General features: G+C 72.9%; 13 protein-coding genes. 11 read left to right on the top strand and 2 right to left on the bottom strand.

Going from position 1 to position 11787, the window contains the following annotated elements; translation table 11 throughout:
- Window positions 1–90 precede the first annotated feature (90 nt).
- The 6 genes from H181DRAFT_RS09045 (at window position 91) to H181DRAFT_RS09070 (ending at window position 5840) form a co-directional block, all read left to right on the top strand.
- On the top strand, window positions 91–594 hold the full coding sequence (locus H181DRAFT_RS09045; RefSeq protein ID WP_045863980.1) for a hypothetical protein: 504 nt from the start codon (window positions 91–93) through the stop codon (window positions 592–594).
- Between the two features lie 145 nt (window positions 595–739).
- Window positions 740–2188, top strand: a complete 1449-nt coding sequence (locus tag H181DRAFT_RS09050) for a flotillin family protein (RefSeq protein ID WP_045863751.1) — start codon at window positions 740–742, stop codon at window positions 2186–2188.
- A gap of 201 nt (window positions 2189–2389) precedes the next feature.
- Complete coding sequence (locus H181DRAFT_RS09055) at window positions 2390–2791, top strand: GntR family transcriptional regulator (RefSeq protein ID WP_045863752.1); 402 nt, start codon at window positions 2390–2392, stop codon at window positions 2789–2791.
- A complete protein-coding gene (locus H181DRAFT_RS09060) occupies window positions 2788–3699 on the top strand; it encodes an ABC transporter ATP-binding protein (protein ID WP_045863753.1) in 912 nt (303 codons plus the stop codon). Before H181DRAFT_RS09055 ends, H181DRAFT_RS09060 begins: the two co-directional genes overlap by 4 nt.
- Entirely contained in the window at window positions 3696–4733 is a 1038-nt protein-coding gene (locus tag H181DRAFT_RS28750) for a hypothetical protein (RefSeq protein ID WP_052708511.1), read from the top strand. The genes H181DRAFT_RS09060 and H181DRAFT_RS28750 overlap by 4 nt, the downstream gene beginning before the upstream one ends.
- Before the next feature lie 114 nt (window positions 4734–4847).
- Window positions 4848–5840 carry a DUF3048 domain-containing protein gene (locus tag H181DRAFT_RS09070; protein WP_045863754.1) on the top strand — a complete coding sequence of 331 codons (993 nt, stop codon included), beginning with the start codon at window positions 4848–4850 and terminating at the stop codon, window positions 5838–5840.
- A 115-nt stretch (window positions 5841–5955) separates the two neighbouring features.
- Here the strand turns inward: H181DRAFT_RS09070 and H181DRAFT_RS09075 are convergent, their stop codons facing one another.
- The gene (locus H181DRAFT_RS09075) at window positions 5956–6426 is read right to left on the bottom strand and encodes a pyridoxamine 5'-phosphate oxidase family protein (RefSeq protein ID WP_078895612.1); all 471 of its coding nucleotides are present in this window, start codon (window positions 6424–6426) and stop codon (window positions 5956–5958) included.
- A 121-nt stretch (window positions 6427–6547) separates the two neighbouring features.
- Window positions 6548–6913 (bottom strand): PH domain-containing protein, encoded by a 366-nt coding sequence (locus tag H181DRAFT_RS09080; RefSeq protein ID WP_045863756.1) that lies wholly within the window; start codon window positions 6911–6913, stop codon window positions 6548–6550.
- A gap of 446 nt (window positions 6914–7359) precedes the next feature.
- On the opposite strand from H181DRAFT_RS09080, the gene H181DRAFT_RS09085 reads away from it, so the two are divergent.
- The 5 genes from H181DRAFT_RS09085 (at window position 7360) to H181DRAFT_RS09105 (ending at window position 11728) form a co-directional block, all read left to right on the top strand.
- The gene (locus H181DRAFT_RS09085; RefSeq protein ID WP_045863757.1) at window positions 7360–8658 is read left to right on the top strand and encodes a hydroxyacid-oxoacid transhydrogenase; all 1299 of its coding nucleotides are present in this window, start codon (window positions 7360–7362) and stop codon (window positions 8656–8658) included.
- 286 nt (window positions 8659–8944) lie between these two features.
- On the top strand, window positions 8945–9913 hold the full coding sequence (locus tag H181DRAFT_RS09090; protein WP_052708512.1) for an AraC family transcriptional regulator: 969 nt from the start codon (window positions 8945–8947) through the stop codon (window positions 9911–9913).
- Window positions 9914–10099: 186 nt separating this feature from the next.
- A complete protein-coding gene (locus tag H181DRAFT_RS09095; protein ID WP_045863758.1) occupies window positions 10100–10591 on the top strand; it encodes a hypothetical protein in 492 nt (163 codons plus the stop codon).
- A 97-nt stretch (window positions 10592–10688) separates the two neighbouring features.
- Window positions 10689–11171, top strand: coding sequence for an MSMEG_6728 family protein (locus tag H181DRAFT_RS09100; RefSeq protein ID WP_045863759.1), 483 nt, complete (start codon window positions 10689–10691; stop codon window positions 11169–11171).
- Between the two features lie 191 nt (window positions 11172–11362).
- Window positions 11363–11728, top strand: a complete 366-nt coding sequence (locus H181DRAFT_RS09105) for a hypothetical protein (RefSeq protein WP_139131687.1) — start codon at window positions 11363–11365, stop codon at window positions 11726–11728.
- Window positions 11729–11787: the final 59 nt, after the last annotated feature.

Consider the following 11787-nt stretch of genomic DNA (forward strand, 5'->3'; position numbering starts at 1 on the left):
CATTGCCGGAACCAGGCAATGCGCACGTCTCCCATCCCGTGGAAAGGTGGCATTGGCCAGGCAGTTCGGCACGCAAGGGGGATGTCGGCGGTGTTCTATTTTCTAGCTCTCGGCATCGCGGGCGTCGTCGTCCTCGCTCTCTCACTGATCTTCGACGGGGTTCTGGACGGGCTCTTCGACGGCGTGGGGGCGATGGACGGGCTTCTGTCGCTTCCCGTGCTCGCCGGCTTCACCTCGATGCTCGGTTTCAGCGGAGCGCTGGTACTGGGCGCCACGGATCTCGGGGCAGGCGCCGCGAGCGCTGCGGGCGTGTGCGCGGGCGGGCTGGCCGGCTGGGGCACCTGGCGCTTCAGCCGGGCGCTGATGAGCGGCAGTTCGGCGGCGGTGCCCCGGGGTGACGACATGGTCGGCGTCACGGGGTGCGTCGTCACACCGGTGCCCGCCGACGGGTACGGCGAAGTGCTGCTGTCCGTCGCGGGCCAGCCGGTGAAGCTCTCGGCGCGCAGCGCCACGCCGCTGGGGCGCGACACGGAGGTCTGGGTCGACGCGTCGCTGTCGCCGACGTCCGTCTCCGTACGGCCGGTCGGGCGCTGACGGGCCGTACAAGCAACGGCCGGGCCCCGGGGGGCGTTTCCGCCTCCCGGTGAGGGCCCGCGGACCGGGCCTGCCCCGCGGCAGGTCCCGTCCTACGAGAACTATCGACCGCCGCCCCGGCGCGGGCGGCTGAGGGGGACACGTCATGAGTCCAGTCGTGCTCGCAGTGGTGGGAATCGCCGTACTTCTGGTGATTCTCGCGCTCGCCGTCGTCACGCGTTACAAGGTCGCGGGCCCGAGTGAGGCGTTCATCGTCACGGGGCGCCGCGGCAAGAAGGCCACCGACCCGGACACGGGCCGCGTCTTCACCGACAACAGCGGGCAGAAGGTCGTCGTCGGCGGCGGCGTCTTCGTGGTGCCGTTCGTGCAGCAGAAGTACACGCTGGAGCTCTCCAGCAGGCACATCCCGGTGGCCGTGCGCGGAGCGGTGACGCTGCGCGGTGTGAAGGTCAACCTCGACGGTGTCGCCATCGTCAAGGTGGGCGGCAACGAGGACTCGATCCGTGCGGCCGCCCAGCGCTTCCTCCAGCAGCAGGACGGGATCGTGGGGTTCACGCAGGAAGTGCTCTCCGGCGCGCTCCGCTCGATCGTCGGACGGATGTCGGTCGAGGACATCATCCGGGACCGTGCGGCGTTCGCGGGCCAGGTCGCCGAGGAGGCCGAGGCGAGCCTGTCGGGCCAGGGGCTCGTGCTGGACGCCTTCCAGATCCAGGACATCACCTCCGAGGGCTCCTACCTGGAGGACCTCGGACGTCCCGAGGCGGCCCGCGCCAAGCAGGAGGCCGACATCGCCGAGGCCGAGGCGCGGCGCAACGCGGAGCAGGCGCGGTTGCGGGCCGAGGAGGAGATCGCCGTCGCGCAGCGGACGTTCCAGCTGAAGCAGGCGGAGATCACCGCCGAGACCGACGAGGCGTCCGCCCGTGCCGCCGCCGCGGGTCCCCTGGCCGAGGCGGCACGCCGCCAGGAGGTCCTCAGCGAGCAGGAGAAGGTCGCTCAGCGCCAGGCGGCCCTGACTGACCGCGAGTTGGACACGAAGGTGCGCAAGCCCGCCGATGCGGCCAGGTACCAGGCCGAGCAGGAGGCGGAGGCGCGCCGCATCGCGCAGGTCAAGGAGGCCGAGGCGGAGGCGGAGCGGGCCCGGGTGACGGGTGAGGGCATGAAGGCCCAGCGTGCCGCGCTCGCCGACGCCGTCCGTATCGAGGGCGAGTCGGAGGCCGCGGCGATCGGCGCCAAGGGGCGTGCCGAGGCCGAGGCCATGCAGAAGAAGGCCGACGCGTTCGCCCAGTACGGCGACGCCGCCGTGCTGCAGATGCTGGTCGAGGTGCTGCCGCAGGTGGTCGCCAAGGCGTCCGAACCCCTCGGCGCCGTCGACAAGATGACGGTCATCTCCACCGACGGGGCGAGCCAGCTCTCCCGCACGGTCGCGGACAACGTCGCCCAGGGCGTCGAGCTGCTCAACTCGACGACGGGCGTGGACCTCGCTGGCCTGCTGAAGGGCCTGGCGGCCAAGCCGGGCGTGGCCGGCAACGGGGCCGCTCCGGCGCAGGGGGGCACCGGTGCCCCCGCCGACGGCAGGATCCCGGTCGGCGACTGACAGGCAGAGCGAACAGCGGGCGAAGGGCCCGGCGCCGGTGCGCACGCATCGACGCCGGGCCCTTCGCGTGCCCGCACGCGGGGCGACTCCCCCTCGCGCGGCCGGTCCGGCCTCTCGGCGCGGGCAGACACCGCGGTGACCAGGGGGCGTTGACATCCGCGCCCCCATGCACCACGCTTTCACTACTTGATTAGTGAAAGGATGCTGGGACGGGTGATCGAGTACCGCATCGACCGCCACAGCGGTGTCGCGACGTACCTCCAGATCGTCAAGCAGACCAAGCAGGCCATGCGTCTGGGGCTGCTGGAGCCCGACGACAAGCTCCCTACCGCACGTGAAGTCGTGGAGGCGACCGCCGTGAACCCGAACACCGTTCTGAAGGCATACCGCGAGCTGGAACGCGAAGGGCTGGTCGAGGCCCGGCGCGGTCTCGGCACGTTCGTGCGCAAGTCGCTCAGCGGCGCGTCCACGGACTCCGCGCTCGGCAGGGAGCTGTCGGAATGGATGGAGCGGGTCCGTGCCGACGGGCTCGACCGCGAAGGCGCGGTGGCCCTCTTTCACGCCGCACTGGACAAGGAGTTCCCCGAGGTGGAGCAGCGATGACCGATCAGACGGCCGCAGTCGAGGCGGTGGACCTGAGGATGAGGTACGGCTTCAGGAGCGGGACCGTACTCGACGGCTGTTCCTTCCGGCTGCCCGCCGGGAGCATCAGCGCGCTCGTCGGCCCCAACGGCGCGGGCAAGTCGACCCTGCTGGCCATCGCAGCCGGGCTGAGGCGGCCCACGGGGGGAACCGCGCGGCTGCTGGGCGGGGCCCCGGGTGAGAACCGCGAGCGCGTCGCGTTCGTCGCGCAGAACAAGCCGCTCTACCCGCAGCTCACCGTCGCCGACACCCTGCGGCTGGGAGCCGAACTGAACCCGGGGCGCTGGGACCAGGCGGCCGCCGAGCACATCGCCTACGGAGGCGGGGCGGAGCCCGGGGCCGCGGTCCGCAAGCTCTCCGGCGGTCAGCGCACCCGCGTCGCCCTCGCCCTCGCGTTCGGGAAGCGTCCCGAACTGATGCTGCTGGACGAGCCGATGGCCGATCTCGACCCGCTCGCACGGCACCAGCTGACGGGGGCGCTGATGGCGCAGGCGGCCGAGCACGGCACCTCCATCGTGATGTCCTCGCACGTCGTCGCCGAACTCGAGAGCTGCTGCGACCACCTGCTGCTGCTCGCTTCGGGACGCGTCCAACTCGGCGGCACCTGCGACGAGATCGTCGAGGCGCACAGCCGCCTCACCGGTACGGGCGCGGACTTCGGGCCGCACGTGGTCATCGAGGAGCAGGGCTCCGGGCGGGGACGTACCGCGCTCGTACGTCCGGACGGCGAGCCGGACACCGGCGTCTGGGACGTCGAGGAGCCCAGCCTGGAGGAGATCTTCCTCGCCCATCTGCGCAACCCCGCCGCACCCGCGCTGGTCACCGGGAGCGTCGCGCCGGTGAGTCCGAGCCCGGAGGTTGCGATATGACCGCCCGGACCGGACTCACCCGTGACGGGCGGCGTTCCGCGAGTCACGGAGCCGGAGACCCCGGCCCGGGGAGCGGCCCGCTCGGTCCGGCCCTCGCGGCGGCCCGGGTGCACCGCGCCGGCCTGCTGGGCTGGACGTCCTTCTTCGCCGTCGCCGCCTGCGCGCTCGTCTGGCTGTACTCCGTCGGGCAGCGGGCGAAGGGGCTGGACACCTCGTTCTGCATCATGTCCGGCCACGAACCCGGAGTGCCGAAGTGCCCGGACGGGGACGGTTTCAGCGCGCCCTACGCCTACAGCTGGATGCTCGAACTCGCCCAGACCACGATCACGTTCCTGCCGTTCGCCGTCGCCGTGTACGTGGGCGGCGCGCTCGTCGCGCGGGACTTCGAGAGGGGCACGGCCGGCCTGGCCTGGACCCAGTCCGTCACTCCCGCGAGGTGGCTCGCGACGAAGCTGGCCGTGCCGGGGCTCCTGATCGGCGCCGGGACCACCGTCCTGATCCTCCTCCAGCGATGGGTCTGGACGTCGGGAGCCCAGGGGCCCGTCCGTTTCTGGTGGGAGCAGCAGGCTTTCCACGCGGGCGGCCCCGTCGGGCTCGCGTTCACCGCCCTCGGCCTGGCCGTGGGGGCCCTCGCCGCCGTGCTGACCCGCCGGACGCTGCCTGCGACGGGCCTTTCCGTGGCGGCCCTCGCGGCGGTCTACTCGGCTCTCGGCTCCTTCGGGCACCTGCTGTGGCCGAAGGTGCGGCTGACCGGCACGGATGCCTCCGGCCTGTCGGACCGGGCGGGCGAGAAGTTCAGCGTCGGCATGATCACGGACAGCGGTACGCGCGCCGGGTCGTTCTGCGACGGAAGGACGGTTCAGGCGTCGCTGGACAAGTGCCTGGCCAAGTACGACGGCCGGGACGTGTTCGCGGTGGCGCACCCCGAGTCCCACTTCTGGCCGATCCAGCTCGTCGAGACGGGCATCCTGCTGGCCGTGACGGGCGTCCTCGTGGCGGCCGCCTTCCGGCTGGTGCGCCGCCGTACACCCTGACGCGGCGCGGTGCCCGCCCGGGCGGCCCTTCGGGCACATCTCGGCCACGACGCGTCGGTAGCACCCCTCCGCGGGGAACGTTGACCTGGACGCGAGAGAGGGAGGCGGGCGGCCATGGCGTGGACGGGATCCCGGCGGACCGTGCTGATGACGGCGGGGCTGTCGCTGCTGGCGGCGGCCTGCGACTCGGAGGACCGCGGAGGCGGAGGCGGCGGGGGAGGCGGAGGCGGCGGTGGTGAGGACGACGTCGAGCGCTCGCCCTTCACGGGCGGACGCGCGATCGGCGAGAAGGTCCTCGCCGTGAAGATCGACAACGTCGAGGCCGCGCGGCCGCACACCGGCCTCGACCAGGCCGACATCGTCTACATCGAGGAGGTCGAGGCCGGCCTCTCCCGGATACTGGCCGTCTTCGCCTCCCGCATCCCCTCCACGCTCGGGCCGGTGCGCAGCGCCCGCGAGTCCGACCTGGAGCTGCTGCGGCAGTTCGACAACCCGGTACTGGCGTACTCGGGCGTCCAGTCCAAGCTGCAGGCAAAGGTGGACTCCGCCCCTCTCGTCGCCCTCCCGCCGGGCCGGCTGCCCGAGGCGTACACGCGGGGTTCCGACCGGCCCGCGCCGCACAACCTGTACCTGCGTCCCCGCCGTGCCCTGTCCGCCCCCGTCGCCAAGGACGCGGGCGCACCCAAGGACATCGGCTTCCGCTTCGGTGCCGCCCCGGACGGCGGACGCAGAACGCGGGCCCGGAGCGTCCGCTACCAGGCCGCCCGCTTCGACTTCGCGTGGTCCGCGCAGAGACGCCGCTGGCTGGTGAGCATGGACGGGCGACAGGCCCGTACGACCGGCGGGGGCGTGCTGGGCGCGTCCACCGTCGTCGTCCAGTACGTCGACGTCCGCGACTCCGAACTGGGCGACAGTTCGGGCGCCGTCACGCCCTACACCGAGACCGTCGGCTCGGGCCGGGCGCTGGTGCTGCGGGACGGCAAGGAGTACGAGGCGCGCTGGAGCCGCCCCTCCGCGACCGGCGGCACCACCTTCACCGACTCGAAGGGGAAGCGGCTGCGGTTCGCACGCGGTCAGGTGTGGGTGGCCCTGGCGCCCAAGGAGTGACGGCCCCCCTCGCAGTCCTGCCGCGGCCTCGCCGCGGCCCCGCCACTGCCCCCGAGGCGGCGCCGGGCGGAGAGTCTCCGGCCGTGCGGGACCGTCCGCCGGAGCGGGACCCGTCTCAGACCAGCCACTCACCGTCGCGCATGAGGGTCCGCCCCGGCATCTCGGCCACGGTTCCCCACGCCTGCAGCACCTCGGGACGGACCTGGAAGAAGACGTAGGAGGGGTGGGAGCGGCGGGGGTCCCAGCCGTCCTTGGCGGCGAAGGCGTCACCCACTTCGGGCGCGAGCTCCTCGCGGGCCACCGTCCGCGCCGTGCCGTGCATCAGCACCACGTCCCGGGTGGAGCCGAAGCAGAGCCGGGCGCGCCCGGAGGCACGCAGGTTCCGCCCTGTCGGGTTGGTGTCGCGGGTCGCCAGCCACACCGTCCCGCCGTCCCACCAGAACGCGAGCGGAACCAGGCACGGCTCCCCGGCGGCGTCGGCGGTGGCCACCCACACGTCGTTGTCCCGCGCGAGCCGTTCCAGCGCCTCGCGCTTGCGGCGCTCCGGGCTGCGGGGCCCGTCCGAGGGCACGTTCGTCTCCGTCACGGGGGCGAGGCTACGGCGCGGTGACGCACCGCCACATCGGGCGGCGGCCGTAGGCCGCAAGGCCGAGGACGGCCCCCGCACCGGTACCGCGGAGGTGCCGGTCCGGCGGGACGGGCCGCCCCTATCGCGCCACGAACGCCGTGAGGATCGCCTGGACTTCGTAGATGTCGACGCCCTTGGTGAACGTCTTCTGCAGGGGAGTCGCGCTGCCCGAAACCCAGATCTTGAGCTCCGCGTCCAGGTCGAACGTCCCGGCCGTCTCCACCGCGAAGTGCGTGATGCTGCGGTACGGGACGGAGTGGTACTCCACCTTCTTGCCGGTCATGCCCTGCTTGTCGACGAGGATCAGGCGGCGGTCGGTGAAGAGGATGGTGTCGCGGATCAGCAGGTACGCGGCGTGCACCTGCTCGCCCTGCCCCATCAGCCGCGCGTACTCCTGCTGCGCGGACGCCGGGTCGACGGTGTGCGCGTTGCCGAACAGTGCCATGCCAGCCCCCAGTCGGTGAGTGCGGACGCTTCGCGCGTCCGCCCTTCGAACCGTAACCCACCCGTGAGGGGCGGAGGTTGGGCTCGGGCACGGGGCGCAGCCGCCCCGCTCCTGCCCGGTGGCACCTCGGCCGACGGGTCGCGTCCGCCCCGTACGGCGGCGCGTCTTCGCGTCCGGCACGCGCTCCCGGCCCCTCGGCCTCTTCCGGCCCAGGGCTTCCTACGCGTCGGTTGGTTACCGGCCGCCTCTCCGGACGGGGCGTTCTTGTGGCTTCGGGGCGGCCGGGCTGGTACCCAGCCGGAGGCCCGGCGCCATGCGTGCGCCGCGCGAACGCGGTCATACTGCCCGCAGGGGCCCATGCCGGCAGTGTGCGGGCCGCCCGGCTGGGTACCAGCCCGGCCGCCCCCCTGAATCCGCCGTCGAGAGCAAGCGGAGGCACACACGTGATGAGCGGCGACGAAGCAGGCGAGCCGGCCGAGGAGACGATCTTCACCTGGGGCGCGCCGCCCTTGAAGTTCGGCGCCGGCGCATGCGACGAGGTCGGCCACGAACTGGCGCAGTACGGGGCCGGGCGCGTCCTGGTCGTCACCGACCCGGGCGTGCGCGAGCTCGGCATCCCGGACCGGGTGGCCGACAGCCTGCGCCGGTACGGCGTCGCGGCGGAGGTCTTCGACGGGGTGCACGTCGAACCGTCCGACGCCAGCTTCGCGGCCGCCGTCGAGCACGCGGAGTCCCGGGGCCCCTGGGACGGTTTCGTGGCCGTCGGCGGAGGTTCGGCCATCGACACCGCGAAGGCCGTCAACCTGCTCACCTCGTGTTCCGGCGAGCTCATGGACTACGTCAACGCGCCGGTCGGGCGCGGCAAGGCCCCCGACCGCCCGCTGAAGCCCCTCGTCGCGGTTCCCACCACCGCGGGCACGGGTGCGGAGAGCACCGCGATGTGCGTTCTCGACGTGCTGTCGATGAAGGTCAAGACCGGCATCAGCCACTGGAGGCTGCGCCCGTCGCTGGCCGTCGTCGACCCGCTGCTGACGATGAGCCTCCCGCCGGAGGTGACGGCCTCGTCCGGCATGGACATCGTGTGCCACGCCGTGGAGTCGTACACCGCCCGGTGGTACGGCGGCTTCGCGAGGCGCGCCCCCGAGGAGCGGGTCACCTACTGCGGCGCGAACCCTGTCTCCGACCTGTGGTGCGAGAAGGCGATGGGCCTCATCGCGAAGTCCTTCCGCCGCGCGGTGCACGACGGAGCGGCGGACGTCGAGGCCCGTACGGACATGATCATGGCGGCGACGTTCGCGGGCATGGGCTTCGGCAACGCCGGCGTTCACATCCCGCACGCCAACGGCTACCCCGTCGCCGGCATGGTCGGTGACTACCGGCCGCGCGGATACCCGCAGGACGAACCGATGGTGCCGCACGGCCAGGCCGTCTCGCTGACAGCGCCCGAGGCGTTCCGGTTCAGCTTCGAGGCGGCCCCGGAGCGGCACCTGCGCGCGGCCCGGCTGCTGGCCCCGGACAAGGAGCAACTCGACGACCCGGCCGAGCAGTTGCCGCAGGTCCTCGTCGACCTGATGCGCGACATCGGCATCCCCAACGGCATCGGCGCCGTCGGCTACGGCGAGAGCGACGTCCCCGCGCTGGTGCCCGGGACGATGAAGCAGCAGCGGTTGCTGACGACGTGCCCCCGGCCCGTGGACGAGGAGGACATCGAACGGATCCTGCTGAACTCCGTGCAGAACTGGTGACGAGGGCGGGCCTGTGTGACACGGGCCCGCGGCGGGCCGGCGCACCGACGCGACGGTCTGGCACCGGCCGAGCCGGGTCCCGCCGGACGACGACGGCCCCACGGCGCCCCCTCCCGCCCCGGGGACCTCGCGACTGACCGTGGACGAACGGCGTAAGCGCAGTTCAGAACGGGTTCCGGAACTGCGCTGCCGGCCGGGGCCAGGACGGTGCGGTGAGGAGTACGGTCGAGGGAGAAGGTCCTGCCGCAGCGCAGGCGCAGCCCCGCTTCGGAGCCGGGAGGCGGCCATGTCGGTGGATGTTGAACGGGTACCGGTCCTGCGGTCGGAGTTCGGCACGTCGGACCCCGACGCGGCGGAGGTGATGAGCGCCGAGATGTACGGCGCCTTCAAGCCGCGATACGGGCCCACGGACGGCTTCACGTTCGACGGGCGTCGCACGACCGCCGGGAGCATGAGCCTGGACCACCTCGTGCATTCGAGCATGAGCATCGACGTCGCCCCCCTCGACTACCTGATGTTCGTCTTCGTGACGGGCGGGACGCTGAACGTCACGGCGGGCGACCTGGAGACGCGGCTGCGCATCGGCGACACGGCCGTCCTCCCCGCAGGCGTGCCCCTGTCGATGAGCTGGGAACGCCTCGGCAAGGAGGTCATGTCGGTGCCGCTGCGCGCCGCCGAGCAGGCCGCGGCGGAGACCGGCGCCGGAGACGGGGTGAGCTTCGTCGGGACGACCCCCGTCTCCGCCGCCATGGACCGGTTCTGGCGCTCCACGGCCGGCTTCGTCGCCCACCAGCTGGAGACGCCGGACAGCCCTCTCTCCGAACCGCTCGTCTACGTCCAGGCCCTCAATCTGCTCGGCGCGGCGGCCGTGAAGACGTTCCCCAACACCACCATGACCGCCGACTACCAGCCGGGCCCCGGCACGGTCACACCGGCGGTGCTGCGCCGCGCGGTCGAGTTCATCGACGGCAACGCCGCGCTGCCCCTGACCCTGACGGACATCGCCCGTTCCGCGTCCGTCACGCCTCGCGCGCTGCACGACGGCTTCCTCCGGCAGTACGGCATGAGCCCGCTGGACTACCTGCACCGCGTCAGGCTGGAGCGGGCCCGCCGCGACCTTCAGGCCGCCGATTCGCGCTCGGGGGTGACCGTCGCCTCCGTCGCCACCCGCTGGGGGTTCCTCAACCGAGGCAAGTTCTTCGCCTCGTACTACGAGCGCTTCGGACAGCACCCCGCCAGCACGCTCCGGACCTGACGGCACGCGCACGGGCCCTCCGCGCGCCCCCTCGGTGAGGAAGGCCACATCACGGGGGGTGCTCGGGCGCTGCGGCGCCGCTGAACTGGGCGGTAACTTCCGGGACTTCCCGTGCCGCGGCGCGCGGGGAGCCGGGTGAGTACTTCAGCTCATGGCGGCCCTGGCACGCCGTGCCACGATGAGCCCATGCGAATACAGGGGATGCACCAGCTGGCCGCCGGCGTTCTGACCGTCGCCGCACCCGTGGCCACCTGGGGACTCGTGGGACGGCAGGACGAGCCGGGCGTACCGCCCCGGCAGCTCGACCGCGCCGTCCAGCCGCCGGACGTCCCGGCGGGTGCGGAGACCGCGCTCGGACTGGGCGCCCTCCTGCTGGCGGCGCTCAGTGCCGCACTGCTCGTACGCGCCTCACGCAGCGGTTCCTTCGACCGCCGCTGGTGGCAGGTGCTGGCGCCGCTCGTGGCGGCCGGCGTGCTGGCGGGAGCGGGCTGGCAGGTGGTGACCGCCGGGGTGATCGGAGCCAACATCGGCGCCGGCATGTTCCTGGTCCTCGGCACGCCGGTGATCGCCGGACTGGTCCTGTGGGCCGTGGGCCGCGGGATCTGGCTGTCACGTGCCGGGGGCGGCGGACTCGGCGACGGATACACACCGGGAAGCCCGGCGGGTTCCGGCGCCTGAGTCTGGCGCGACACGGGGCGTGCCGCGCCGCGGATCCCGCCGGGACGTCCGACAGCGGTCCTTCGCGCGTCCGCCCCGCCCTGGTAGGGACGAGCGCATGCAGACCTTCCTGCCCTGTCCCGATTTCACGGAGGCGGCACTGGTCCTGGACCGCCGCCGGCTCGGCAAGCAGCGCGTCGAGGCGTTGCAGGTCCTCCGGGGCCTGACCGTGCCGGGGTACGGGTGGCGCAGGCATCCGGCCGTGCGGATGTGGGCCGGGTACGAGGAGGCGCTCGTCCGCTACGGGCTGGACGTCTGCCGGGTGTGGCGCGACCAGGGCCGTCAGGACAGCTGCGCGGCCTCGCTCGTCGCCGGACTCGCCGAGCTGCGGCCCGGCACGCCCGTACGCCGGCAGCCGGAGCTGCGGGACGCCGGTGAACTTCCGCCCTGGCTGGGTGACGAGGCCTTCCACCGCAGCCACCGGTCCGCACTGATCCGCAAGGACCCGGACATCTACGCCCCGCTCTTCCCGGGCGTCCCCGACGACCTGCCGTACGTCTGGCCCGCGTCGGACAGGCCGGGCCCGCTTCCCGGCGGCTGACGGCCGGAGGCGGCGGCGCCCGGGCAGAACCGCAGCCGGGCGGGCGGACCGGCTGACGGACCGTCCCACGTCGGTGGCGCGAGCGGGCGGCTGCGATACTGCTCGCGCTTCTCAGGAGTCGAACGGGGTGGGCGGGAACCGTGTTTCAGCGGCGGAAGAGGAATCTGCGGGCGATCGGGATCGTCGCGCTCATGGCGCTGACGGGCGCCCTGTACGGCGGGTGCGGAGGCGACGGCGTACCGACCGGCCGCCCGGGCAAGGGCGACGACTTCGACCGGGACGACATCAGGGTCGAGGTGGTCGAGTGCGCCACGGAGAAGAACCCCGAGGCGACCGTGAAGGTCACCGCCAGCACCTCGCCCTCGGACCGGCGCTACTTCATCGGCCTCGACTTCCTCGACGCGGAGGGCGAGGTCGTCGACAGCGCCTCGCTGAAGCTGACCCCGCAGCCCGACTCCCCGGACGACGAGGAGATCACGGAGAACGTCGAGATGCCGATGACCGAGACCGGGAAGGCCGGCGAGGTGAAGTCCTGCAAGATGGACCACGCCTTCTGACCCGCTGACCCGCTGACCCGCTGACCCGCCGCGCCTTCCGACCCGCCGCGCCTTCCGGC

The sequence above is a fragment of the Streptomyces sp. WMMB 714 genome (genome assembly GCF_900090125.1).
GTDB classification, from domain to species: Bacteria; Actinomycetota; Actinomycetes; order Streptomycetales; family Streptomycetaceae; genus Streptomyces; species Streptomyces daqingensis.

What these genes read in the sequence shown, in the direction of transcription:
- H181DRAFT_RS09095 (WP_045863758.1), top strand. Translation starts at nt 10,100, where the DNA reads ATGCGAATACAGGGGATGCACCAGCTGGCCGCCGGCGTTCTGACCGTC.
- H181DRAFT_RS09060 (WP_045863753.1), top strand. Translation starts at nt 2,788, where the DNA reads ATGACCGATCAGACGGCCGCAGTCGAGGCGGTGGACCTGAGGATGAGG.
- H181DRAFT_RS09100 (WP_045863759.1), top strand. Translation starts at nt 10,689, where the DNA reads ATGCAGACCTTCCTGCCCTGTCCCGATTTCACGGAGGCGGCACTGGTC.
- H181DRAFT_RS09080 (WP_045863756.1), bottom strand. Translation starts at nt 6,913, where the DNA reads ATGGCACTGTTCGGCAACGCGCACACCGTCGACCCGGCGTCCGCGCAG.
- H181DRAFT_RS09055 (WP_045863752.1), top strand. Translation starts at nt 2,390, where the DNA reads ATGCTGGGACGGGTGATCGAGTACCGCATCGACCGCCACAGCGGTGTC.
- H181DRAFT_RS09105 (WP_139131687.1), top strand. Translation starts at nt 11,363, where the DNA reads ATGGCGCTGACGGGCGCCCTGTACGGCGGGTGCGGAGGCGACGGCGTA.
- H181DRAFT_RS09090 (WP_052708512.1), top strand. Translation starts at nt 8,945, where the DNA reads ATGTCGGTGGATGTTGAACGGGTACCGGTCCTGCGGTCGGAGTTCGGC.
- H181DRAFT_RS09070 (WP_045863754.1), top strand. Translation starts at nt 4,848, where the DNA reads ATGGCGTGGACGGGATCCCGGCGGACCGTGCTGATGACGGCGGGGCTG.
- H181DRAFT_RS09050 (WP_045863751.1), top strand. Translation starts at nt 740, where the DNA reads ATGAGTCCAGTCGTGCTCGCAGTGGTGGGAATCGCCGTACTTCTGGTG.
- H181DRAFT_RS09085 (WP_045863757.1), top strand. Translation starts at nt 7,360, where the DNA reads ATGAGCGGCGACGAAGCAGGCGAGCCGGCCGAGGAGACGATCTTCACC.
- H181DRAFT_RS28750 (WP_052708511.1), top strand. Translation starts at nt 3,696, where the DNA reads ATGACCGCCCGGACCGGACTCACCCGTGACGGGCGGCGTTCCGCGAGT.